Source organism: Sphingobacterium ginsenosidimutans (genome assembly GCF_039536865.1).
Taxonomy (GTDB): Bacteria; Bacteroidota; Bacteroidia; order Sphingobacteriales; family Sphingobacteriaceae; genus Sphingobacterium; species Sphingobacterium detergens.
On the sequence record NZ_BAAAZK010000007.1, the window covers coordinates 1,764,281 to 1,790,110 of the forward strand.

Annotated in this window: 19 protein-coding genes; 15 read left to right on the plus strand and 4 right to left on the minus strand. The window is 38.3% G+C overall.

Going from position 1 to position 25,830, the window contains the following annotated elements:
* Positions 1-2: 2 nt before the first annotated feature.
* From ABFX33_RS19750 to ABFX33_RS19765, 4 genes are all read right to left on the minus strand, one after another.
* Entirely contained in the window at positions 3-3,665 is a 3,663-nt protein-coding gene (locus tag ABFX33_RS19750) for a SusC/RagA family TonB-linked outer membrane protein (protein WP_346087691.1), read from the minus strand.
* Between the two features lie 90 nt (positions 3,666-3,755).
* The gene (locus ABFX33_RS19755) at positions 3,756-4,898 is read right to left on the minus strand and encodes a FecR family protein (protein WP_346087693.1); all 1,143 of its coding nucleotides are present in this window, start codon (positions 4,896-4,898) and stop codon (positions 3,756-3,758) included.
* 99 nt (positions 4,899-4,997) lie between these two features.
* Positions 4,998-5,591 (minus strand): RNA polymerase sigma factor, encoded by a 594-nt coding sequence (locus ABFX33_RS19760; protein WP_346087694.1) that lies wholly within the window; start codon positions 5,589-5,591, stop codon positions 4,998-5,000.
* Positions 5,592-5,735: 144 nt separating this feature from the next.
* Complete coding sequence (locus ABFX33_RS19765; RefSeq protein ID WP_244211796.1) at positions 5,736-6,077, minus strand: winged helix-turn-helix transcriptional regulator; 342 nt, start codon at positions 6,075-6,077, stop codon at positions 5,736-5,738.
* Positions 6,078-6,189: 112 nt separating this feature from the next.
* On the opposite strand from ABFX33_RS19765, the gene ABFX33_RS19770 reads away from it, so the two are divergent.
* The 15 genes from ABFX33_RS19770 to ABFX33_RS19840 all read left to right on the plus strand — a co-directional run bounded on the left by ABFX33_RS19770 (position 6,190) and on the right by ABFX33_RS19840 (position 25,819).
* Positions 6,190-7,254 (plus strand): NADH:flavin oxidoreductase, encoded by a 1,065-nt coding sequence (locus ABFX33_RS19770; RefSeq protein ID WP_346087696.1) that lies wholly within the window; start codon positions 6,190-6,192, stop codon positions 7,252-7,254.
* Between the two features lie 231 nt (positions 7,255-7,485).
* Positions 7,486-8,148, plus strand: coding sequence for an alpha/beta hydrolase (locus ABFX33_RS19775; protein WP_346087698.1), 663 nt, complete (start codon positions 7,486-7,488; stop codon positions 8,146-8,148).
* Between the two features lie 275 nt (positions 8,149-8,423).
* Positions 8,424-9,011, plus strand: a complete 588-nt coding sequence (locus ABFX33_RS19780; RefSeq protein WP_346087699.1) for an RNA polymerase sigma factor — start codon at positions 8,424-8,426, stop codon at positions 9,009-9,011.
* 98 nt (positions 9,012-9,109) lie between these two features.
* On the plus strand, positions 9,110-10,252 hold the full coding sequence (locus ABFX33_RS19785; protein WP_346087701.1) for a FecR family protein: 1,143 nt from the start codon (positions 9,110-9,112) through the stop codon (positions 10,250-10,252).
* A 144-nt stretch (positions 10,253-10,396) separates the two neighbouring features.
* Positions 10,397-14,026, plus strand: coding sequence for a SusC/RagA family TonB-linked outer membrane protein (locus tag ABFX33_RS19790; RefSeq protein WP_346087703.1), 3,630 nt, complete (start codon positions 10,397-10,399; stop codon positions 14,024-14,026).
* A 17-nt stretch (positions 14,027-14,043) separates the two neighbouring features.
* Complete coding sequence (locus tag ABFX33_RS19795) at positions 14,044-15,594, plus strand: RagB/SusD family nutrient uptake outer membrane protein (RefSeq protein WP_346087705.1); 1,551 nt, start codon at positions 14,044-14,046, stop codon at positions 15,592-15,594.
* 81 nt (positions 15,595-15,675) lie between these two features.
* A complete protein-coding gene (locus tag ABFX33_RS19800; RefSeq protein WP_346087707.1) occupies positions 15,676-16,788 on the plus strand; it encodes a TlpA family protein disulfide reductase in 1,113 nt (370 codons plus the stop codon).
* 393 nt (positions 16,789-17,181) lie between these two features.
* Complete coding sequence (locus tag ABFX33_RS19805) at positions 17,182-18,237, plus strand: L-dopachrome tautomerase-related protein (protein WP_346087708.1); 1,056 nt, start codon at positions 17,182-17,184, stop codon at positions 18,235-18,237.
* Positions 18,238-18,263: 26 nt separating this feature from the next.
* Positions 18,264-19,271 (plus strand): alpha/beta fold hydrolase, encoded by a 1,008-nt coding sequence (locus ABFX33_RS19810; RefSeq protein ID WP_257091924.1) that lies wholly within the window; start codon positions 18,264-18,266, stop codon positions 19,269-19,271.
* A 357-nt stretch (positions 19,272-19,628) separates the two neighbouring features.
* Entirely contained in the window at positions 19,629-19,943 is a 315-nt protein-coding gene (locus tag ABFX33_RS19815; protein WP_346087710.1) for a hypothetical protein, read from the plus strand.
* 48 nt (positions 19,944-19,991) lie between these two features.
* Positions 19,992-20,312 (plus strand): hypothetical protein, encoded by a 321-nt coding sequence (locus ABFX33_RS19820; protein ID WP_346087712.1) that lies wholly within the window; start codon positions 19,992-19,994, stop codon positions 20,310-20,312.
* A gap of 11 nt (positions 20,313-20,323) precedes the next feature.
* On the plus strand, positions 20,324-20,656 hold the full coding sequence (locus ABFX33_RS19825; RefSeq protein WP_346087714.1) for a hypothetical protein: 333 nt from the start codon (positions 20,324-20,326) through the stop codon (positions 20,654-20,656).
* Between the two features lie 173 nt (positions 20,657-20,829).
* Positions 20,830-21,360: a sigma-70 family RNA polymerase sigma factor gene (locus ABFX33_RS19830; protein WP_257091928.1), complete on the plus strand. Its 531-nt coding sequence runs from the start codon at positions 20,830-20,832 to the stop codon at positions 21,358-21,360.
* A gap of 44 nt (positions 21,361-21,404) precedes the next feature.
* Positions 21,405-22,439, plus strand: a complete 1,035-nt coding sequence (locus ABFX33_RS19835) for a FecR family protein (RefSeq protein WP_346087716.1) — start codon at positions 21,405-21,407, stop codon at positions 22,437-22,439.
* Positions 22,440-22,462: 23 nt separating this feature from the next.
* On the plus strand, positions 22,463-25,819 hold the full coding sequence (locus ABFX33_RS19840; RefSeq protein ID WP_346087718.1) for a SusC/RagA family TonB-linked outer membrane protein: 3,357 nt from the start codon (positions 22,463-22,465) through the stop codon (positions 25,817-25,819).
* Positions 25,820-25,830 lie beyond the last annotated feature (11 nt).

Sequence of the window (25,830 nt, forward strand, 5' to 3'; positions counted from 1 at the left end):
TTTTAAAATCCTACAGAAACACCTAAGTTGTAAATCACCGGAGCTGTGACTCCACGACTAGGGCCCGAAATATTTGTACTCGTCGCTGTCGTATAACCTACCCAAGCTTCTGGATCGAGATTTTCCTTGTTAGCCGCCCAACGCCAAGCATTCAATACCTGCCCAGTCAATCGGATATAACTTAGTTTGGTCGGTGCAATCCATTTGCTTGGAAAATTATAAGACAGGGAAATATCTCTCAATTTAATGTAATCTGCCTTTTGTACAAATTTATGTGCAGCATTATAGATGTCCGATATATTACCGGAGGCAGCTGAAATGAACGCTGGAGCAATATCCGGATTATTTTCATCGCCTGGTTTTTTCCAATAATTCAACCAAAGCTTATCGAAATTACTGTTATAGTTCAGTTCGGCGTATTTACTTAAAAACTCCGGATGAACACCCCGCATCACATGACCACCATTGAAAATAAACATAAAGGAAAGGGTCAGATCTTTGTATTTAAATCCATTTCTGAAAGAAACATTATATGGGGGTATTGTCGTTCCTTCGTAAATTAGATCGTCGACTGTCAGTTGCTGTGTACTTTCGACCAAACTGCCATCAGCCTTTCTCGCCAACGGTCTTCCTTTATCGTTCAAGCCCGCGTAATCGATGCTATATAGACTTCCCATAGGCACCCCAACACGATTTTGAGGCATATAATAATAATAGTAAGGTGTATTTTGCTCCACAAAAAGATTCGTGATCTCATTTTTATTATAGCTGAAATTCAGGGTACTATTCCAACTAAATTGTTCATGATGAATCATTTTACCATTAAGTCCCAATTCAATACCCCTATTCTGCATATCGCCATAATTGAGCAGCACGACATCCCACCCCAATGTTGGATCCAAAGGTGTATTACCTAACAAGTCTGTCGTTTTCTTATTATAGAAATCGATACTTCCTGAAAGTCTATTTTTAAATAAGGAAAAATCCAGTCCAGCATTCCATACAGATGTGCGTTCCCAGCGCAATAATGGATTTGGGGGTGAGTCAATTGTAGCCTGTAGTTCACCACTATATGGATTAACCGTTTTACCTACTCTTGAAATCAAATATGGTCCATTGTCTTTCGGGACATTCCCGTTCACCCCATAGGTCATCCGTATTGCCCAGCGATCTAATGGTTCCCAATTTAATTTTGGTAATTGGTACAATGCGCCAATTGACCATAGCGGTTTATATTGATTTTTGATATCCGTACCGAAGAGGTTGGATTGATCCATTCGTATACTTCCACTTAATGTCAGCTTTTTGTTGTATGTATAAGATCCGTTCGCATAAAAAGAGACAAATCGATCAATTACATCACGGAAACCCTCATCTTTATTTCTGGAAATAGTATAACTATTGAACAGTGCTTGAGTATTTGGAATCATTATACCAAACAATTCTTCGTTAATTCCTTTAAAGGCTAAACTACTCTCATCATAACCGTATTTATAAATATTGGTATAACGATTGTGAATCTGCCTCCGTTCCGCACCGGCAATAGCGACGATCTCATGTTTATCCTGGATATTATTCTGATAGCTGAATTGACCACGGAGGGTATAACTATTGACATCATTGCGTTGCTCAAAAAATTGCCCACCTTGCGGTATATTGCGTTTAATCACCCCGTCTTTTCCAATCTGTGTGGCATCATTAACCATACCAGCGACCGATTGCGCGTTCTTTCTATTTATTGTACCCTTGTACCCTTCGGTTCGTTCATTTTGATAAGATAGATCAAAATCCAACCCTTTAATAATCTTAAAGTTGGCCGCAAAATTGAAATTAATATACTTATTATAGAACTTTTCATGCACAGCTGAAACATGATTTAGTGGTATATAAGTTTCATCTTCCAGGCCTAATCCATTTAGTCGATCTATCTCAAATTGAGATTTAGATCCGTACCATTGAGCCGGTGAGCCATCTTCATTACGCAATAAGAAATAGGATGCTTTCGTACCAACATACTTTTCATTAAAACCGATATAATTGTCATAGAAATTAAAGCCGATATCGCCCTCTCTATTTTGGTTTTTCCCTAAAATATTAGCTCTAAAATTGAACCAATCAGTCACTCTAAAATTATTTTTCAGACTGAAACCTAACTCTTTATTCGTAGCCCTTCCTTTGTTATAGTCACCCGGTTGTGTATAATTAATGGAGTAGTGATAAGTGTAACGATCTGATCCACCAGAGATCGCCAAATTATGCTGTTGATCAAACCGGGTCGTATTCAGAAATTCCTCCATTTGACTAAATCGATCGCGATTACGATAGACATCCAATTGTTTTTCCATTTCCGCTTCGGAGATTACTCCCCCTTTGTGGTTATAAAGAATTCGGTAAACGTCGTTCATTGATTTCCGAGGATCAATCGCGGCATAATCACCTGATCTATAATTGAACATCTGTTTTTGAAAATCAACCAGCTCTGAACTGCTCATCTGGTTGAGATACTTCCGGCTTGGGAGACCACGGAAAGACAAGGTATTGCTATAATCAACCTTAGTTTTACCTGCTGTACCGATTTTTGTTGTTATCACGATAACACCATTGGATGAACGTACACCATAGATTGACGCAGCTGAAGCATCTTTTAAAACAGTAATAGACGCAATATCATTGGGATTGATAGCAGTGAGATCGCCTTCATAAGGCATACCGTCAACGACAATTAAAGGTGCGGCCTGCGCATTGATTGTCGAACGGCCCCTCACCTCAATACCAAGATTATTTTTTTCATTTTGGGGACTGGAGGTGTTACGAACCAAATTCAGGCCAGGAAGCAATCCGTCGATCCGATCCAAAAGGTTCGGTTGCAATCGTCCTTCCATATCTCTGGCAGTCACCTGCGCAAACGAACCAGCCGCGCGCTCTTTACTGATCTTTTGATACCCCGTATTTACGGTTACATTAACCTCCTGCAATTGTGCATCTATTGCATGCAGCCTAATTGTTCCAAGATCAGATTTTACAGGTAGTGAAAGTGGTGAAAATCCGACCATCGTAATCTCCAATAAACTGTTTGCACTGACGCTACTGATTTCAAAATACCCATTTTGATCTGTCGTCGTACCTTGAGGTACACCTTTGACACGAATGGTCGCACCTTGTAAAGGACGATTGTTATCATCAACAACAAAGCCCTTGATCAGCATCTTTTGATCTGATAAACTATTGTAGTTCGAAACAATTCCCCCTTGTTCGGCTTTTTCACGTACAACGATTATCTTTCCCTTAATTTCAAAACTAAGATTCAGATCGTTCAATAATCTCTCAAGTGTTCCATTCAATGTTCCCTTTTCAACATTGAGCTGGATCTTCGTATCTGGATCAATAGTCTTTGCTGCCCATACATAGGAGTAGCCTGTCTGTTTATTGATTGTCGAAAAGACTTTTCTCAACGAAACAGATTTTTCATGAATAGATACACTTTGTCCGTAAGTTTTAGCTCCTACATGAAGCAAACAACAGGACATCATAATGGTAGTAAGCGATATACGCATAATGTTTCCCCTCCAATGCGACCTTCCCCAAAAGTCTGTGCGATCGCTGTTTTTCATAATTTCCGCTTGTCCGTGTAGGGCACGACAAACTTCTGCATAATTTTTATACATTTGTTTTAGGTTAAGAATTAAAATTCAGTTACAGTTAGAATTGCTTGACCAGAAGCCCTATTTGTTGCAAGCTTTTAGGGCTTCGTCTTTTCATTTAGATTGCTTTTTATCTACATAAATCGTGTTTTCTTTAAATTTGAAATTGACTTTCCCCGTACTCTCTAGTACATTGATAATATCTTTTAAGCGGCTATTACGGGACAACATCCCTTCAAATTTTTCTGACTTTATCTCGTTATCGAGGTAAACCACATTGACGTTATACCAAGAAGAGATATCCTCCATAATAACAGACAGCGGTTCAGAGTTGAATATAAAATAACCGTCTTTCAATGCATTACCGATTTCAGTATCTATGGTTCTGCGTTGGATATGACCAATATTGATATATGCCTCCTCTCCAGGAGATAAAATAATCTGCCTTTCTCCTTGCTGAACCTTCACTTTTCCTTCATATAACGTAGTCCTAAAGTCACTTAGACTTTTATTTGCCTTAATATTAAAATGCGTGCCTAATACCGTCACATGAATATTTCCGGTTTGAACATTAAATGGTTTCACTTGTGATAATTCTCCTGAGGAGAAGTATTTCTTTGCTACTTCAAAATAAGCTTCGCCGATCAATCGAACTTGTCTGAGACTATCTGTTTCATAATAATCCAATTTGGTCTCAGCATTCATCCAGACCTTAGTACCATCTGGTAAGAGAACGGCCATTTTACCACCTTTTGGGGTAGAAATAAGTAAGCTATCATTGCCCTTAGTCAGGTTATAGGGTAGAGTAGCCAAAGACATTACAGTATCTTGAGGTGAAATAGCGATCGAATCTCCATTTTTCAGGTAGATTTTACCTGCGGTTTGAGCGGGGAGGATTTTTACGTCTGGATTTGCCTGATATCCAGTATCCATCAGGTAACGAACAAAAAATAATGTTAACGCACCAATTAGTACTGCAGCGATTCCATACGACCAAATCCTTCTAAAAGGGAAAATAGTTTTTGGAGCGCTCAGATGCTCCTGTTCAAAAGTTTCAAAGGATGCTTCCCAATCGTAAGCATATAAGCCCTTCAAATCTCTATCTAACATCTCCTTGTTATCCAACATATCACATACTTCTCGGTTCGAAGCCGCATTGAGGCGCCAAGAATCCAGTTGCAATTGCTCCTCATAACTTAATCCTTCAAGTTTTGATTTACTCAATAAATAGATGATATGTTCGGTTGTATGCTCCATATTGCTTTATATACTTAAAACAATATTTTGATTTCGTTTCTCTAAAGAGATGGGGAATATTTTTATAATCAACTGAAAATCAAATTTATAATTTACAACCTAATAATACAGAAGGAGTAACAGTAAACAAAAAAACTGATCAGGCCTAAGCCTTTGCCTGAGAAGTTCAATTCCTCTTTTCTTTTGATTGTATACGGTACTTGTGGTAATACCTAAGGAAATCGCAACTTCTTGTGGACTTAAATCTTCGACGACCAGCTTGTATATTACATGTCGACACTGTTCTGGCAAGGTCTCTATAGCGTCGTGAACCTCACGTAGCGTTTCTAAATAGATCATTTGATGGCTGACAGGCAAATCTATCAGATCAACCTGTGTGATATAGTTATCAGCAAGCTTTTGTGATCTCTTACGTTGTTGAATCCGATTAAGTGCCGCGTTTCTGCAACTTGTATATAAAAAACTCCGGATCGACTCAAAATGATTAAAATCGCTCCGTCTTTCCCATAGCTTTAAAAACACATCCTGGACAATTTCCTCAATAATAACTTTATCCAAGTTCATTTTTTCGAGAAAATAACACATTGGACTATAAAAGGTTTTGTACAAGAACTTCAACCCTTCTCTTTCACCTTCACGAAAAGATTCGATGAAATCTTGTTTATTGTGTTCTTGATTTACCTTGTTTTTCACAATTCAATATTACCTAAATTTTAAATAAATATGAACCGTCTGGGTTTAAAATTTCATATTCTGTTAGTTATATATATTCTTGTTATTACATTTCAGTAAAAAACAGTATATATAAACCAAAAAAAGTAAAGTACTTGCTATTTCTTATAATATCAACGGTGCAGGCTCCTCATAATATTCCTCATTCCATTTTGCTAACTGACACATAATCGGAATAAGTGCCTTTCCCTTTTCAGTCAGAGCGTATTCCACCCGAGGAGGTAACTCTTTAAATTCCTCCCTCAAAATAATACCATCTTCCTCCAACTCTTTTAAAGAGGATGTCAGTACTTTTCTTGAAATATTTTCGATCAATGCATCGAGTTGTCCAAATCGGGCTTTTCGATCTCTTAGTGTGTATATAATAATGGGCTTCCATCTTGTCCCCAAAATTCCCATAGAGCGTTGCATCGCGCATGAACAATTCTTAAAATCTGTTCTTTTCATTGCCAAAACATTTGATAGTTACGCAAAGGTAACTACTTTATACTATCAATAGTTACAAAAATACACTATTTAAAATATCTTTGTAAAGAAATTCGCAAAATGATATAAAAAAATGAGCATACAAACACTTTTCAGTCCGTTCCAATACAAAAATCTTATATTAAAAAACCGTTTCGTCATGGCTCCCATGACACGAGCATTTTCTACTGACGGGATCCCTGGAGATGTCGTTACAGGTTATTATGAACGACGGGCAGCCGGGGACGTTGGTTTGATTCTAACCGAAGGAACTGTAATCGAAAGGCCAGCGTCAAAAAACTTAAAGGACATTCCAAATTTTTATGGAGACCAAGCTTTAAACGGCTGGAAGAACATTCTAAATGCTGTCCACGCAAAAGGAGGTAAAATAGCACCTCAAATATGGCATGTAGGGTATACCCCAATGCAGTGGACTCCGCCAGCAGCTTTTGAAAGTCCCGACACAATGACTTTGGCCGATATAGAAAATACTATCCAAGCCTATGCTGATGCTGCAAAATCTGCAAAAGAGCTAGGTTTCGATGCCTTTGAAATACATGCCGCACATGGTTATTTGATTGATCAATTCTTTTGGGAGGGGATGAACCACAGATCAGATGAATTCGGTGGTAAAACGATAAAGGAGCGTTCCAGATTTGCTGTCGAAGTAGTGAAAGCAATGCGAAAAGCCGTTGGACCGGATTTTGTAATTATCATCAGACTATCCCAATGGAAACAACAAGATTATACGGCAAGATTAGCCCCTACCCCAAAGGTAATGGAAGATTGGATTTTACCATTAGTTGATGCAGGCATAGATATTTTCCACGGAAGCCAACGACGCTATTGGGAGCCTGAATTTGAAGGCAGCGATTTAAATTTCGCCGGATGGCTGAAAAAGGTTTCTGGCCAACCGACAATAACCGTAGGGTCGGTAGGACTTGACAAAGATTTTGGTGAAGTATTTACCAATTCAGAATTTAAGTCGTCTCCAGCTTCACTAGACGAATTGGTACGTCGATATGAAAGAGGGGACTTCGATTTGGTCGCAGTAGGTCGGGCGATCTTACAAGATCCAAATTGGGTAAAAAAAGTTCAAGCAGAACAATTCGAAGACTTATCTATCTTTGAGGCTAAAAGCTTAGCAACATTGTCTTAGCTAGATCAGTGCGCTAAGTATTCTAATAAATTCATATTAACAGTTATATGTTAATAATCCGTAAAAGACGAGCATTCGCTTTTATGGATAAAACAAGATATCCACTCGTTTTTGGGTATCTTGTTTTTTGTTAATAAATCATATGAACTTCCCTAGCCTAATATTTTTCTAATTTTGGATATCGACACATTATTAATAAATTGTAGTCAAAATACTTTTAAACCTACCATTATGTCCGATACCCATATTTATATACTTAGTGGACTAGGTGTTGACCGAAGGGTTTTTGACAAAATAAATTTTGGGGGCTTAAAAGTCATACACTTAGAATGGATTCCTCCAATTTCGACAGAATCAATTTCATGCTATGCACGACGATTATCCACTAAAATTACGACTGAATGCCCCGTTCTTATTGGATTATCTTTCGGTGGTATGGTTGCCATGGAAATAGCTAAAATTATTGATGTAAAACAAGTTATTTTACTCGCATCAGCAAAAGATGATAACGAACTTCCTAAACTTTACAAACTTATCGGAACACTGAGAATCCACAAATTTATTCCTGCTTCAGCTCTAAAATCACATCATATTTTATCAAATTACTTCTTTGGTATAAGCTTAAAAGAAGATAAAATGATGCTTAAACAAATACTACAAGAGACCGATGCTAAATTTCTGTCTTGGGCGATCAATCAAATCGTAAAATGGAAAAACAAGACTATTCCCAACAATTTGGTTCATATCCATGGCTGCAAAGACCGCATTATCCCAGTTAGAAATGTAATCCCCACTTTTATCATTCAAAGAGCCGGTCATTTTATGACAGTCACTCATGCAAAAGAAATTGAATCCCTCATACAGAAGATACTACACAAAGATCTAAACCATTAATAACTCTATCTAATCAGTAACGATCTATCAGCCGAACCACTGCGATCAAGAAGCTTAATGACTAACTTTGGATAAATATTAAAAACAGAAACAATTCAATTTCCCTTCCATTTGATAGTAGCTTATATTTTCATGTTATCTTTCAACGAATGAAAATTGTCACCATCAATTATGTTAATATCAGGGGAAAAATTATATAACCTCTTCTATCATCCAAAATCTTTTCTTATCCTTTCATTTATGTCTAAAAATTCATTAATTTGTTCTACCAGTACATGGAAGACGCATTAAACGAATCCAAATTATTCCTAGCTTTTTTAAGAAAAGATGAAAAAGCTTTTGAATTCCTATTTCATAGGTTTTATTCACCATTATGCCTATATGCAATCAAGTTCGATATAGAAAAGGAAAGTGCAGAGGAACTTGTCCAAGATGTTCTTTTAAAAATTTGGTCAACAGACTTTCATTTTGATTCTTACGACAAGCTAAAGTCATTTCTTTACCTGAGTACAAAAAATGCAACTATCAATTACCTGGACAAGCGAAAAAGACGCTTGACAAATTATGACAATTATGCCAATCAAATAAGCAGTATTGTTGAAGACGATAGCAGGTGGATTATTTATGCAGAAACATTACAACTGATCAAAAATGCCTTAGAAAAACTACCTACTCAATGTGCTACCATTATGAAATTAAATATCATAGATGGCCTAGATACGAAAGAAATTGCGGAAAAATTAAATATAACTAGCAGCACTGTTTACACACAGAAAACAAAGGGGTTGGCTTTGCTAAAACAGCTATTAGACAATGGCGATTATCTTCTATTATTATTATTAATCGACACATTGAAAAAATAAAGACACTAACAATCAAACAATTACAAATAAAACTAAAAAAGGAATAGCAATTCTAGCTTCGAATTCTGTTATAATCATAAATACTAACCAAAGAATTTATGGAGCTGAGCCCTTTCGAAGTAAGTGAATTAATATCTGCAAAAAAGCTTGGGATCTTATCCAATGAGGGTGAGACAAAATTGGATCATTGGCGGTCCTCCTCAGCACATCATGAAGAATTATTTCAAAGCTTGGTTTCAAATAATACCTATGAACAAGATGTCGATTGGGCTTTTTCTTTACCAGTTCATGAGGTAATTGAAAAAGCAAAAAGTAAGATTACATTTGAAAGACCTAATCTTTTTCATCTTATTATTAAAAAATATGGGATTGCAATTGCCGCCTGTACAATTGCCGCGCTATTTATCCTCCTTTGGAATCTTAAGCTCGATCATACCTCACGGAATATTGTTCCAGGCAGTTTTCGCGCTTCCATTCAACTTGAAGATGGAAAATCACTACAACTACCAGTCGAAAAAAGATATTTCAACATTTCTGAAGAATTAAAAGAAATCACGTCAAATAATCCTTTAAAACAGGGAAAAACACTGATTATAAGTACTCCAAAAGGAGGTCAATATGATATATTGCTTCCCGATGGCAGTGCAGTTAAATTAAACGCCGCTTCTACGTTGATATTTCCGGAGAAATTTGATCGTAAACAAAGGACAGTAAAGCTTATTGGGGAGGCCTTTTTTGAAATCAGCAAAATTAAAAATGGAGATGGTACCGCTGTTCCATTTTTCGTACAATGTAATGAACAGGAAATCCAGGTGCTGGGCACAAAATTTAATGTAAGCAGCTATAGTGAAGACAAATCGACAATCACAACGCTAATGGAGGGATCTGTAAAAATCAATTATAATAGTACGGCTACAAAAGAAGCTATCATTTTAAAACCAAACGAACAGGCCGTATCGACACTTGGTCAAAATACGTATAAACGTGAAGTAGATAATCAATCCGATATTGCCTGGACTAAAGATCAGTTCGAGTTTGTCGCAGAGCCCTTGGAAAACGTCATGGTTAAACTTGCACGGTGGTATGATTTCGATTTTGAATTTATAGATCAAAAACTAAGGAAGGTAAAAATTGAAGGAATTATTCCGCGTTATGCCAGTGCTGAAGATTTATTTAGGTTATTATCGAAAGCCAGTAACGCCAATTTTATTGTAGAAAAATCAAAAGTTAAAATAAACTAACGTTATTAATCTAATATCACTAAAAGAAAGGAGAACACACCCGCAAATTTATGTCAGATCGATTAAGGAGACGCGCCAACGTCCCCTTAATTAAAGTTAAAGGATCGTAAACTACCATTATTTAAAATCAATTAACCGTAACAAATGTATCATTTTTTTACCAAAAAAGATGTTGGAGACTTCTTTTGTGTAGTCCCGACAGATGAACAAAGTACAGGTGAAAAATCTGTATCGCGTATATTTACCAATGCGCTTATGAAAATCTCTTTATCATCACTATTACTTTTAGGGATGATGGGGGTCCAGGCCAATACCATGGCACAAAGAGTCAATATCAACAAAAAAAATGTTAGTCTGCGAAAGATACTGCAAGAAATTAACATTCAGACGGGTTACCATTATTTATGGGCAGCACCAAATATTGATCCATTGACCTGTACCTCTGTCTCATTTAACAATCTCCCTTTACAAGAGGCATTAAAAACCCTTGAAAAGAATACCCCCATCTTTTTTGAACTGGAGAAAGATATGATCATGGTTAAACCGCGTCAGTCTAAAATTGGTGGTATTCAATTAAAAGAAACAATACTATTACTTAATCTTAAAGACCAGTCCAAAATAAGGGGAAAAGTTGTTGACGAAAATGGCAATGTACTTGTCGGTGCCAACGTAATGATACAAGGAAGAAAAAAAGGCACCATCACCAATGGTAATGGAGAATTCACTTTAGATAATTCTTCCGTAGGTACAAATATCATCATATCCTATATAGGGTATGAAAGTATCACTATCCCAGTCACAAACAATCTTGGAGTTATCACACTGGCATTAAAAACGGGGACATTAAATGAGGCGACAGTAGAAGTCAATACTGGATATCAGAAACTCCCCAAAGATCGCGTCACTGGATCTTTCAGTTATGTTAGCGGTGAAAAACTGGAAAGAAAATTAGCTACGGATCTCAAAAGTGCTCTTGAAGGACAGACAACAGGACTCACTATTGATAAGGCTGGCAAAATAGAAATTAGAGGTGTCTCGACCTTTAATGCACAAAAAACACCTTTGATTGTCATTGACGGTTATCCCGTAGAAACAACAATAGATGATATCAATCCAATGAATATAGCGAGCATAACCGTGCTAAAAGATGGCGTGGCCGCATCAATCTATGGTTCTAGAGCAGCCAATGGCGTTATTGTTGTTACCACAAAGTCTGGACAAAACAGTGAGCCTAAAATAAGCTACTCTGGCTTTGTAAATATTATTCAGACACCACAGTTAAAGTATCTGAATAAAGCGACAACATCAGACTATATTGACGCAGAGATAGACCTTTTCAACCTGAATCCAAACGGTCCCTCAACGATGGATCCATATAATATGAGCCGGGTAACCTATCTATTGATGCAAGAGCGTGAAGGGAAGATTAGCCACCAAGATGCAATGGCCGAGATCAATGGACTACGCGGTATCAATGCTTTAAATCAAATCCAGGATCTGTTTTTCAGAAATAAAGTAACCCATCAGCATAATATCAATATCGCCGGCGGATCGCCTAAAAGCAGTTATAATTTTTCCGTCAACTATCAACAGACCAAGGATAATCTCATTAACAATGATTCAAAACGATTAATCACCGATTTTAAAAACGAATGGCAGCTTTTTCCATTTTTAACCGCTGGAGCTGCTGCCAATTTCACGTATAATAAAGGCAATAGTACTTCATTTACATATTCTACCATTTACGGTCCAGAATTGGCAGGCGACAATTATCAGACTTTAGCGGGTTTTTCAGGAGGATCAATGATTATGCCGTATACCAATCTATTGGACGGCAATGGCAATCCGGCGGCAATATGGGGTATCAGTCAATATAAGGTAAATACCTACAAAAACACCCCCGGCATGAAGTCCTGGGATTATGTTCCTTTAGAAGACATGGGGAAAATGCCCAGTTATAGCAATGTCTATAATTTCAGGATGAGCGGGTTTCTAAGAGCCTATATCGTAGAAGGACTTACAGCAGAACTCGGAGGTAACTGGGTCAAAGGAACGGCAAATGTCAAAAATATCCAACGGGCAGACTCCTATAATGCTCGCATCGCCTATAACGATGGCACCTCCAAATCAAATCCCGCTAATCATTATATTCCCGATGGAAGCATCTTGGACGAATTCAAAAATATCAATGAAACCTGGACGCTCCGTACACAGCTCAATTATAGCAAAAACTTCTCCGATAACAAACATCTGTTGCACGCTTTAGTCGGAAACGAAATCAGAAAAATTACTTCTGACAACAATAGATTGGCTACCCGAGCTGGCTATAATGAAAATGCAGGTTCATTTATCCCTGTCAACATCAATGATTTTACTGCCGGAATTTACAACGCAGATATGCTCTTCCCCAATGGAAGCGTATCACTCACCGATGGTTCACTAACATATGGCGATAATCGCTTTGTATCCTGGTATGCCAATGGATCATACGAATATGACAATAGATTTATCCTAAGCGGAAGTATACGCCTGGATCTCACAAATTTCTTTGGTACAGATAAAAAGTATCGCTACAAACCGATGTGGTCACTTGGAGGAACTTATAAATTAAGTAATGAGAAATGGTGGGATAAAGCCGTTTTCAGTAAACTTAATATCAGAGGTTCCTATGGTATCAATGGAAATATTTCCCTGAGAAATGGTCCGTTTTTGATTTTGAGTGTTGGCAGCTACAGTCCTACAACGGGAGGAGTTTCCTATGGCATCTCCTCGCCTCCTAATAAGCAATTGCGTTGGGAAAAAACGAATATTGCCAATGCGGGAATAGACTTCGGCTTGTTCAACAATGCGATAGAAGGTAGCTTTGATTATTATAACAAGAACAGTTCTGACCTCTTAGCTGCTGACGCCGCGGATCCGACACTAGGTTTTAGCTCGCTAACAAAAAATGTAGGGAAAATGACCAATCACGGATTTGAGCTTGGGCTCAATGTCCACGTCATCAAAAACAGTAGATTTAGCTGGGATATTTTGCCCAATATTTCCTTTAACGCAAACAAAGTAAAACACTACAATGTAAACCGTCCGTACACAGGTAGTTACACTACTCCAGGAGGAATCATGGTTGCTGGATACCCTTCAGACGGCTTGTGGGGCTATCGTTTTGCAGGTCTTAATGAACTCGGTCAGACACAAGTGTATACCAGGGACAATCAGGTTGTATTGGCGAGCAATGCTGAAGTTACCGACTTGATCTATCAGGGAACCTTTAGACCAAAATGGGATCTTGCTTTAACAAATCGCTTCAGCTATCAAAACTGGGACCTATCTTTTATGTTTATAGCAAAGCTAGGGCATAAATATAGAAAGGATACGTTTAGTGGATCCAATTATCAAAACCGACATGTAGCCGAAAGATGGCGGAAACCTGGAGACGAAAAGAATACAATATATCCCGTTCTGGAAGAATGGAATATGGATATGTTCTCCTTCCCTTTTGCGGATGTCAATGTAGGTAATGCAAGTTATGCCAAATTAAGGGACATCACACTTTCTTATAATCTCGCGAAACTGAGCAAAAGAATTGGTCTTACCAACGCAAGAATATTTGTCCAGGGCAGAAACCTATTTCGTATTACGGCCAAAGGCGTGGACATAGATCCCGAAACCACAGAATTCAATGTAAGTGGTGGTACGGGGGCAGGAACAGATCAAGGATTTACGTCACTGCCTTTACCACGCGAGATATTTATTGGTTTACGATTCGGCCTCTAACCTAAAAACTAATTGAAATGAAAAAAATAATATACCTTGCACTGGGCCTGGTCTCCATATCGACCTTCTCCTGCAACAAATACCTGGATGTTAAACCTATTGGACAGTTGATTCCTTCAAAAGTCGAAGATTTGGAGAATTTATTGAATAATACAAATACCATTAGCTCATTTTATGCAGACAACAACAGAGGTTGCTTCTATGCTTTTATGGGTGACAACTTAACGATCAGTGAAAATCAGGCTATATATCTGTACAAAAGTACCCACCCGAATGTAGATCGTTGGGCTGCATTTAAATTTTATTACCCCTATACGAATCCGATAGATCCCCAATACACATGGGAATGGGCCATCTATCGTGCTGTGGGCATATTCAATATCGCCATTGATGAAGTTTCAAATCTCAAGGGGGAAAATTCAGATCTGGGCAAAATAATTGTTGCACAGGCAAAAGCTGGAAGAGCTTGGTCCTATCTGGTCGGCGGACTGGGTTATGGTCCAATGTACGATCCTGAAGGTAAAAATGATCAAAAAGTACTTCCCTACCGGACAACAGGTTCACCAAATACCCCCAATCCGGGTCTCTCTAGCACAAATGAAATTATGGATCTTGCAGAAAAAGATCTGCTCGATGCATTGACCGGTGCTCCAAATACCGTTGGAAACCCTACCCGTGCAAGCAAACCAGCGGTTAATGCTTTGTTAGCACAGCTATACATGTTCAAAAGAGATTGGACCAAAATGTCCAAATATGCAAATGAAGCATGGGCGCAAGCCATAGCGGCCAAAGGTAATACTGATAATCTTATCTATAACCTAAATAAATTCAGTTATAGACAAGATCCAAATGCATCCCCACCAGCTGGTACCGATGCCGAAGTTGGTCTTGAGTTACTAGGCGAAGATAATTTATTGAAACAGACTTACAACAGGGAACAACTATTTTATCGCCCTACCCCCTACAGCTACTCTCCCTATCCTTCGGAAGAATTTATCAATCTATTTGATAAAAATACAGATCGGAGATACAAGCTATTTATGCTCAAAACCCTGGGTTATTCGGTGGTTGAAGGCGGTGTAAAACATGATGATGGTGTACGTCTTAAGTATTATAGGGACAACAAAATGATCGCTTCACAGGGAATGACTTATCCCGAGTTGCTATTGATAAAAGCGGAAGCAAATGCAAGGTTAAACCAATTGGGACAAGCGTTAAGCGATCTCAATATGCTGCGCAAATACCGCTATTCAGGTGCAAATACAGATCTTCAAAATGGTGGGGCTTTCAGCCAGGATCAATTACTAGAGGAAATTCTGAAAGAACGTAGACGGGAAATGCAGCTTGGCACTTATCAACGGACATTCGACATCAAGAGACTGGCACTAGATAAAGGAAAACCTTGGTCGAAAACACAGGTCATCCATACCATAGGTAACAAATCCTACAAAGCGGATGTCATCAGTAAATTTTTTACATTACAGATCAATAATCCGACCATACTTGCCAATCCAAGCTGGAATTTACAGCCCAATAGCGATCCATATTTACCTGCTGGACTAAATTAATAGATCCATCAATTGTACATTAAAATTTAAACTTTATTGAAATTTATCATGAAATCTAAAAATATAATAATAACAGTCCTTGTGGCACTATTTTTCTTCTCATTGAATACCCTATTTGCTCAGATCGATCTGAAAATAAAAGGTAAAGTGACTGGCGACACAAAAGGATTTAATAAGATATATATTGTCAAAGGTCAGTCTCAAGATTCCACAGTAATCAGTCCAGATGGTGAATATCAGATAACTATTACATCCGAAGCTCCGGATGTAATGTATTTCTATCTTCAATATGATAGTAAGGTCAAAGGTTATGTCTCTCCATTTTCTCTATTTATTGAAAAAACAGGAACGCTACAACTTGATTTTGACATTGACAAAGGCATCTCCTCAGCCCGAATAAATGGACCTGCACGTTCAGTTGCATATTTTGATTATTCCAAATCCAAACAGTCTATTCATCGAAGGATCAACAAGGAAATCACAAGTAAATTCGGTGAAGAAGCACTGAAAGAAGGGACCACTAATTTTGAAAAGGCAATGGACTATTTCGAGAAGCGTGAGACACAATTAAATGACTCGCTATTTGCAAAATATTTTAATCCGAATGGAGCAGATGCACCATTTATGTTATTAGGAAGGGTCAGCAGGCTATCTCTCGCTCAATTGGAGCATAATTATTCCCAATTATCCGCCCCACTCAAAGAGACCAAAGCAGCCAAGCAGTTATATGAAAAAATTACTAGCAAAAAAAGATCCAGTATAGGATCTACTGTAGCGAACTTCGTCCTTCCCGATACTACCGGAAATGATTTTTCGTTCAATACCCTCAAAGGAAAATATGTATTGATTGATTTTTGGGCATCCTGGTGCGGTCCATGTCGGATCTCATTTCCTAGACTCAGATCGGTTTACCAACAGCTAAAGGGTCAGAACTTCGAAATTATCAATATCTCCATTGACGCAAAGCTTGACGACTGGAAGAAAGCGGTAAAAGAAGAAAATAATCCCTGGCCGCAACTACACGACAAAACAAATTTATCAAAATCTGCTTTTTTTGTCAGCGGAATTCCTACTGCATATCTAATTGATCCGGATGGAAAAATTGTGTTCAGTAGCGTAGGATCCGACGAGAATGGCGGTGGACCGATGGAGGAAAAACTTGAATCCGTATTTGGTGTCAAATTAACCAAATAACGAAAAACCATGCCCCGCTGTCGAAAATAGTGGGGCATGCCATTTTCACCAAAAGCTGTTCCCGCGATAGCGTTTACGACTTTCCTTATCCCTCGCAGCGAACCGATACGCTCGTCTTCCCAATACCCAACGGCTAACTCCTGATCGGGGTGAAAAATCCGAATTGCTTTCTCACGGTCCTTGCACCACGAATCCATTCCATCTGAACTAACGGGGCTATCCGCTCACCTTATATAATAATCTTATAAAACAATAACAGTAAAAAAGAAGTTATAAAATAGAATATTGCTTTTCACAATTCGTTCAGCACGGTCGTCAGATCTCAAATAAATACCAAGTATGTTCAAAAGACTTTTATTTTATTTCCTATTCACTCATCTATTATGCTCTACAATGCAAGCACAAGAAAAACTCGCTCTAGATCCGAAACTAGAAGTCGCGGCATCTTTTGGACCCTACCGTCCCATAGGCGTCAGCGCAACTTCGACAAATAGATTATTCGTATCATTTCCTAAACAAAACAAAGATTATCGGTACGCCCTTACCGAAATCATTGATGGTAAAAGCACCCCCTATCCTAATGAAGTATGGAATAGTCAAGGGGACGAAAGTTCACATTTTGTAAACGTTCAGGACATCTTTGTGGATGCACAGGACAACTTATGGGTCTTAGACTCTAAACCTTCAACCTCTGGCTCTATTTTCGGTCCAGATAGTACAGCTCCTACCGGACAATTCAAACTCCTTAAAATCGATACAAAAAATAATCAAATAGCACGAATTTATACCTTTGATGATCTTGACAAAGCGAAATCAGGTTTGAACGATGTACGCATTGACCTTGAAAAAAATCTAGCCTATCTTTCCGATCCTGGTCAGGCCGCAATAATTGTGCTTGATCTTCAATCAGGAAATAGTAGAAAAGTACTGGAAAAAAGTTCCTTCACATTAGCTGATCCGGAAGTTGTCATTTCCTATTCCGGCATTGACATGCGCTATAAAGACGGTAAACCCTTTCTCTCTCACGTTAACGGGATAGCGCTAAGTCATGACTTTAATTATTTCTATTTTAAACCAATTAATAAAAAGCACTTATACCGCATCGCTACAAAGTACCTTGCGGATGATACACTATCCCAATCAGCCCTGCAAGGCAAAGTAGAAGACATGGGAAATGTAGGCGTCACACATGGCTTACTCGCGGATCGGAACGGTAATATTTATCTGACGACCTCAATGGATTACAGTATCAAATACTTGAGTCCAGATGGACAAATTCATCTATTGACACAGGATCCCAGATTGTTATGGCCGGATTCTTTGGGTATAGATGGGAATGGTTATCTTTACTTTTCATGTGCACAGCTATCCAGAGATCCGCAATGGAACAATGGCATAGACCGAGTTAAATTACCCTATCAGGTTTATAAAATAAAGTTGCCAAAGTAATGATGTATATTTAAAAAAACATACAAATGAATTTATTGATAAAACAGCTCGCTCTAGTACTGCTCAGTCTCGTCTATTCGTTATCAAACGCGCAGACAGATCGCCCTGTACTGGATATTATGCTCAATAATTATCAATACCCTTATGAAGTACATTACTTGAATTTAAAGAGTCAGGGTGAAGAAATAAAAATGGCCTATATGGATGTCAGCTCACAACAACCAAATGGTCACACCGTGTTATTACTGCATGGCAAAAATTTCAACGGAGCATACTGGAAAACAACCATTCAGGCACTAAATTCGGCTGGGTATCGTGTTATAATACCTGATCAGATTGGATTTGGCAAATCTTCGAAACCCACAGCTTATCAGTTTACTTTTCAGCAGCTAGCCCAAAATACAAAATTACTTTTAGACAAGTTGGGACTTGATAAGGTCGCCTTACTTGGCCACTCTATGGGCGGGATGCTTGCAACGAGGTTTACATTAATGTATCCTGAAACTGTGGAAAAACTTATTTTAGAGAATCCCATTGGGCTGGAAGACTGGAAACTTGTCGCTCCATATACTTCCATCGACCAAAATTTTCAAACGGAATTAAAAGCTGGATATGAAGCTGCAAAAAGGTATCAAAGTGCATTTTATTATGACAACAAGTGGAAGCCGGAATATGATGAATGGGTATACCTACTTACGGGTTGGACAAAAGCTAAGGATTATTCCATCGTTGCGATGGTAAATGCCAAAACATCAGACATGATCTTTACCCAGCCTGTTGTTTATGAATTTCAGCATCTAAAAACACCCACCCTCCTCATCATCGGTACGCGGGATAGAACTGCGATCGGTAAAGCCACCGTAAAAGATCCTAAAGTAGCCGCAAAAATGGGACTGTATCAGTATTTAGGAAAGGAAACACAACAAAAAATCAAAGGATCAAAACTCGTCGAGCTTGATAACGTCGGACACCTGCCCCATATTGAAGCTTTCGACCGATTTATCAAACCTCTTGTTTCATTTCTGAAAGACTGATAGCATCATTTCCTCTGCTTAAGGGAGCTCAACAAAAAATTCTTCTGTATATTATTGTTGAATAATGAGAAGCATTCCCCCTACACATTATCTTTTCAAACACTTTTGCTACAAGATGTCATGTGCTCTACCAAAGCTAAGCAGTTGCACAAACTGCTTATTGCTCCTTTAAAAATACAAACAACTACCGATCAAACAGATAAGAAAATCCTTTTTTTATCATTAAGTTTCTGCCGATAGAAATAAAGCTAGATCGCTCTAATCCTAATAAACAATATATTTAGCAAAAAAATCAATAAAATTTTATAAAACTAATATTTTTAGTATATTTGAATATCAATTTTAGACAAGGTCTTTATGGAACAGGCAAAAGGATATGACAATAAGGAATTACATGTTGGCGATATTGTTCGCTTCCATACCCCCTATCCCGATGAGGATCCCAATACAATCTTTATTGTACTTTGGTCGTATTACGATCCGGAAGGTAAATCGTCAAGAGCTGAAGTGGTTAAATTTGATCCAGTTCTTAAACATTATCCTGTGATTCAAAAATGGTTTATTCGAGACTTGGAAAGAGTACCCGAAGTCAGCCCTGAATTACTCCAACAGATTGCGTTATTTATGAAAAGTAAACTGGGGAATGCGATCATAAGCAAGTTGATAGTCTAACTAAAGTTGATAGTCTAAATAAAGTCCGACAAAAAAGTATAAAACACAATGGAAAATAAATTCAAAGCAAACAGAGAATTCACATCACGATCGATATGGTCCGATTGGCGTGAACAACTTAAAGAAAGTGAAATAAATGGTTTACTTCAACGACTTGAAGTGATGGATCGGGGGGTACTCCTTGATTGGTTACAATGGCATAACCCAAAAGGCAACTACACTGACCGTAAATGTGTGGAAAATAATGTAAAACCGCTTTGCAAATCAAAAGCCGTAGAATATACCTATAGAGAGATCTTGCGCAGTCATACGAAAAAGCAGTTTAATAGCATTTCGAATGGCCCCATACAACTTATGTTTAACAATTAATTGCTCAAACTATGGAATCTCTCATCAAACAGATTATCGGTTATCAACTACCAAAAATCATGGCAATGGAGTCTCAACGAAAAGATTGGCGCTATCAGCTGCTGGATTTAAAAGATAAAGCACTTTTTGATAGGCTCTCACTTATGAAACGACAAGAATTGCTCCAATGGCTTCAATGGAATGATCGCAATGGGATTTATACAGACTATGACTGCATCCGAAAAGGCATTCCTTTATTCACAAAAATGCAGGCTCTAGCCACAGTCTATCATCAGATTATGCGCGACCATGAAAATTGGGATGGTTATATGGGGAAAGAATATATCCGTGGAAATATCCTTTAGACAAAAAATGAGCTTCATTAACGAAGTACATAACACGATTCATTGTAGGACTCGCTATGGATGCACCTCCTTATCTTAATGTTTTACTTAACGTTTTGACAAGTCTAAAAACTCTACCTAAATTTATCTTAAATCATTTAGTTTAGCTATATTAGAGATTCCAAGTCTACGCTATGGGAATCAATTATTCGCTAAATATCCAAACATTTGAGGAATACTATGATCAATGGAGTCCCAAAGTATTCCAGTATGCGTTCAATAAAACCAGATCTTCTTATTTAGCCGAAGAAACTGTACAGCGTGTTTTTATTAAGCTTTGGAAAAACTTAAATGAAAAAAATATTGATGCCACTGTAGAATCCCAGATCTTTTGTATTGCAAGGACAACAATTTTGGACCTAATCAAAGAAGAATATAATAGAAAGAAACTTCTTCAGGTAGAAAATGAGCTCATTCAGCGCTATTCCCCACAAGATGATTACTATGCCAAACAGCTTGAAACTACATTACAACATATCATTAATCAATTCCCCGAAAAGCGAAAACAGATTTTTATGTTGAGCCGATATTCCAATCTATCCCATAAACAAATCGCGGATAAACTCTCTATATCATCCAAGACAGTAGAAAATCAAATTACGCTTGCGCTAAAAGCAATAAGAAAAGCATTATTGCTCTCCATACTGATGCTAAATCTTTTTTAATTTTCTTTTGGGGGATACCTTATTTTCAATCGTAATTAATATGTATGAAGATTACGAAAGAACTCGTCGAAAAATATCTCCGCGGAGAAGCAAATACCGAAGAAGTTAATGCGATTCAAAATGCACTGGATAATAACCAACTAAATTTGGATGATTGGCTTCCAGCAAGCGAATGGCATAATATAGAAGAACATATAGCTTTTGAACAGCATGACTCAATCAAACAATCCCTAATTAAAAAAATTACGATCAGGGATACAAAACAACGGATCTATGCCCTATTGAAATATGCTGCGATACTTTTACTTGTCGGAACACTAGGCTGGGAATCTTTTCATTATTGGAAGACAACAACAAATACACCTACGATTACTTCTGTGCAAAAAAAACAAACTCCGAAATTGGAGTCCCCAAGCAACTTCTATTATATTAATTCTGGCAATTCGCCGATGCAGGTAGATGTTCCTGATGGATCAAAAATTGAACTTTATCCTAATTCGGAAGTTAGATTTGCAGATAACTTTTCTTCGCTGTCTAGCCGTGATATTCATTTAAAAGGAAAGGCAAAGTTTGTTGTTGCCAAAGACAAGTCAAGACCCTTTAATGTACATACCACTGGGTTAACAACAACGGCATTAGGTACAATATTTAGCGTAGATGAGCTAAAATCTTCGCAAACAAAAGTCAAATTATTTGAAGGACGTATCCAATTAAAGAGTCTAAAAAATACAACAGGCTCCCCTCCTCTGCTCCTTGAATTTATTCCAAATGAAGAAATAACCATCGATCATCAACAACTTCAAATTATTGCGGAAGAACGAATGAATTCGTCCAAATTCAACAGAAGAGGTTTTTATTCCGAAAAACAAAATACACTAATCTTCAAAAATTTAGCCCTTAAAGATCTACTGCATATTATAAGTCAAAACTATAATATCAAACTTGAATTTAATTCCGAAGTTATCGAAAATAAATATTACAGTGGCACCTATGAAAATGATCCTTCTGTCTTCCGAAAAATACTTTCAGATATACAAGAACTCCACCACATTACTATAACCATACAGAATAAAATATAATTCACTTATTTAATCCATAAATTATGCACAATTATTTACCTTCCAAACATGGCCTACTAACCATGTTTATGCTAAGAACCAATATCCGTGCTGATGTAAACTGGGGTTTACGTCTTGGACTAATGGGCCTTTTGGCAACTAGTTATCAGATCGTTAATGCACAACAGCAGGCAGCGATCAACGGCGTCATTCGCGACGAAGCGGGTAAGCCCATATACTCCGCAACAGTCACTATCCAGAATGTGACTAACAAATTCAAGAGGGCAACGACTAGCGCTGCAGATGGTACCTTTTCCTTTGATCAGATCCCAGCTGGCCAAGGATACCGAATCACCATTTCCTCTATCGGATTTAAAACCAAGGAACTGACAGATTACAACATCTCTGAAAGAGATAAGCTTGCCATCAATGTCAGTCTGGAATCGGTATCGGAAAATCTACAAGAAGTAGTTGTCACTGCACTAGGTATTAAAAAGGAGAAAAAAGCCCTTGGTTATACTGTTGCGGAGCTAAAAGGAGATGAATTGACACAGGGTAAAGAAACAAATGTTGCCAATGCACTTTCAGGAAAGGTCGCTGGTGTGCAAGTAAGCCGTGCCGCTTCCGGTGCTGGAGGCTCTTCGAAAGTTGTTATTCGTGGTAACAACTCACTTGTTGGTAATAGCCAACCGCTTTACGTAGTCGATGGTGTGCCGATTGACAATCAAAACATTTCAGCACCAAACCAATCCGGTGGTACAGATTATGGCGACGGTATTGGTAATATTAACCCCGAAGACATTGAGACCATGTCCGTCTTAAAAGGGCCCAATGCCGCGGCGCTATATGGTCAAAGAGGAAGCAACGGCGTCATCCTGATTACAACAAAATCAGGAAAAGCTGGTAAAACACGCTTCAGCTATGGTACCGACTATTCCTTTGGAAATGGTTTGGTACTCCCTGATTTTCAAAATGAATATGGTCAGGGACTAAATGGCACATTTACCCACTTCCGAAAAGACGATGGAACCATCGTTTCCATGAGTGAAGCCATAAAAAACGGTTACAGTGGTATCCCAAAAATGAGTGCGGGGCGGGACCGTACAACACGTGCCAGCTGGGGAGCGAAAATGGAAGGCCAAACTTATGAAGATGCCTATGGAAATGTACTGCAGCTAACACCTAAACCTGATACCTATGCATCTTTTTTCCAGACCGAAAAACAATTTGTCAATAACTTAAGCGTAGACGGCGGTAATGAAAAAATAAACTACCGTTTTTCTTTTGCCAACACAGATGTGAAGGGATATATCCCGACCAATACTTTGAAAAGGAATAATTTTGGTTTACGCACACAGGCAAAAATTACGGACAAACTTCATATTGATGTAAAAGCAAATTACATCGCTCAAAAAGGAAACAATAGACCAACATTGGCTGATGCAGCCGATAATCCAGCCTATTTATTTATCAGTCAGCCACGAAGCCTAGGGAATGATATCATGTCCCAATATAAATGGACGACACAGGAAATAAGCAGGCAGCTTGGTTTTTCGGGACTAACGGAAGGCCTGGAAAAAACTTACGCTACGAACAGTTCCACTGCCAATCCTTTCTGGACAATCCATGAAAATCACAACGAAGATCGCCGCGACCGCATCATTGGATTACTCCGCCTAAGCTATGACTTCGCCCCTTGGCTCAAAGTAGCAGCGACAGGAGGAACCGATTTCTATACAGATCAGCGATTCCGATACAGACCGATCAATACCTATCAGAGCTTAAACAGGAAAGGCGATATCAGAGAAGAAGTTATTCGATCCCGCGAAGATAACTTTGACATCCTTGCCAGCTCCAATTTCACTTTATCGGATAACATTAAGCTCAGCGCCAACATAGGGGCAAGTCATCAAAGTCGATATCTGCGAATGACCGGAAACGCCGGTAATCAGTTTATCGTACCTAATCTCTTTGTCATCAATAATACCACTACGAATACCTATATATTCGATCTTATCGAGTCTAAAATCAATTCGGTATACCTCTCAGGCCAATTTAGCTATAAAGATTATTGGTTTGTCGATTTTTCGGCGCGCAATGACTGGTCTTCAACATTATCCAAAAATAATAATTCGTTTTTCTACCCTTCGATAAGTTCTAGTCTTGTGCTATCTGATGCATTCAAATGGCAGTCAGACGCGCTGTCGTTTGCCAAGATCCGAGCTTCCTGGGCACAGGCCGGTAGCTCCGGAAACCCCTACCAATTGACAGGTGCGTATAGTCTGAATCAATATACACATGGCGGTGTACCGATGGCTTCATACACCGAAATTATCCCTGATCCCAACTTAAAGAATGAGTTGACCACCTCTATCGAGGCTGGTGCAGATCTCAGGTTTTTAAAAAATAGACTTTCACTATCCTTTACTTACTATCAGGCGAAAACAAAAAACCAGATTCTAGATGTACCGATTGCGCCATCAAGTCTCTACGTGAAAAATCGCATCAATGCCGGAGAAATCAGTAACAGGGGGATCGAATTTGTACTAGGGGCCACTCCCCTTAAAACCGAATCAGGATTTGAATGGAATACAACATTTAACTTTAATAGAAACCGCAACAAGGTTGAATCGCTTTACCCTGGTGTAGAAAGTTTCCTTTTGGCAACGGATAGAGGAATCAACGTCGTCGCCGAAGTAGGAAAGCCATTTGGTCAGCTTATTGGAACTCAATTTGCATGGATTAAGGATGAAAATGGAAACCGATTAATTGATCCAACGACAGGGCTCCCTTTACGTACCGCGGGACGAGTGGAAACTGATCTTGGAAATGCGCAACCAAATTGGATAGGCGGTTTCGGCAACACATTAAAATACAAAGGCTTCAACTTATATGCACTTGTTGATATTCGTCAAGGAGGAGTGATCTTCTCACAATCCAATCGAGAACAAATAATTTATGGGACGAGCAAAAAAACGTTAGAAGGACGTGAGGGTACCTATGTCGCTGATGGGATGGTTGCACAACAAGATGATGCAGGCAACTGGACAAGCACCGGAACAAAAAACAGTAAACAGGTGAATGCTCAGGATTATTGGAATATGGTTGCTAGTGATAAAGAAGTCATGGTATCTGAGGAAATGATTAATGATATGAGTTATATTGCAATGCGCGAAATCAGTCTCTCATATTCATTCCCGAAAAATCTGATACCACATCGTATGATTAATTCATTGAAATTGGGTCTATATGGCAGAAACTTATTCTATTTCCAGCGAAAAACAGATGGTTTTTCTCCAGAAGCTTCTGCTTTCAATGTAAACAATAGCTCCATAGGTATTGAATCCACTTCCCTACCTATGATGAGAACATTTGGCATTAACCTTACCGTTGGTCTTTAAAACACTGAATT

Coding starts and splice junctions, on each gene's coding strand:
- ABFX33_RS19750 (WP_346087691.1), bottom strand. CDS start 3,665: ATGTATAAAAATTATGCAGAAGTTTGTCGTGCCCTACACGGACAAGCG.
- ABFX33_RS19755 (WP_346087693.1), bottom strand. CDS start 4,898: ATGGAGCATACAACCGAACATATCATCTATTTATTGAGTAAATCAAAA.
- ABFX33_RS19765 (WP_244211796.1), bottom strand. CDS start 6,077: ATGAAAAGAACAGATTTTAAGAATTGTTCATGCGCGATGCAACGCTCT.
- ABFX33_RS19770 (WP_346087696.1), top strand. CDS start 6,190: ATGAGCATACAAACACTTTTCAGTCCGTTCCAATACAAAAATCTTATA.
- ABFX33_RS19775 (WP_346087698.1), top strand. CDS start 7,486: ATGTCCGATACCCATATTTATATACTTAGTGGACTAGGTGTTGACCGA.
- ABFX33_RS19780 (WP_346087699.1), top strand. CDS start 8,424: ATGGAAGACGCATTAAACGAATCCAAATTATTCCTAGCTTTTTTAAGA.
- ABFX33_RS19785 (WP_346087701.1), top strand. CDS start 9,110: ATGGAGCTGAGCCCTTTCGAAGTAAGTGAATTAATATCTGCAAAAAAG.
- ABFX33_RS19790 (WP_346087703.1), top strand. CDS start 10,397: ATGTATCATTTTTTTACCAAAAAAGATGTTGGAGACTTCTTTTGTGTA.
- ABFX33_RS19795 (WP_346087705.1), top strand. CDS start 14,044: ATGAAAAAAATAATATACCTTGCACTGGGCCTGGTCTCCATATCGACC.
- ABFX33_RS19805 (WP_346087708.1), top strand. CDS start 17,182: ATGCAAGCACAAGAAAAACTCGCTCTAGATCCGAAACTAGAAGTCGCG.
- ABFX33_RS19810 (WP_257091924.1), top strand. CDS start 18,264: ATGAATTTATTGATAAAACAGCTCGCTCTAGTACTGCTCAGTCTCGTC.
- ABFX33_RS19815 (WP_346087710.1), top strand. CDS start 19,629: ATGGAACAGGCAAAAGGATATGACAATAAGGAATTACATGTTGGCGAT.
- ABFX33_RS19820 (WP_346087712.1), top strand. CDS start 19,992: ATGGAAAATAAATTCAAAGCAAACAGAGAATTCACATCACGATCGATA.
- ABFX33_RS19825 (WP_346087714.1), top strand. CDS start 20,324: ATGGAATCTCTCATCAAACAGATTATCGGTTATCAACTACCAAAAATC.
- ABFX33_RS19830 (WP_257091928.1), top strand. CDS start 20,830: ATGGGAATCAATTATTCGCTAAATATCCAAACATTTGAGGAATACTAT.
- ABFX33_RS19835 (WP_346087716.1), top strand. CDS start 21,405: ATGAAGATTACGAAAGAACTCGTCGAAAAATATCTCCGCGGAGAAGCA.
- ABFX33_RS19840 (WP_346087718.1), top strand. CDS start 22,463: ATGCACAATTATTTACCTTCCAAACATGGCCTACTAACCATGTTTATG.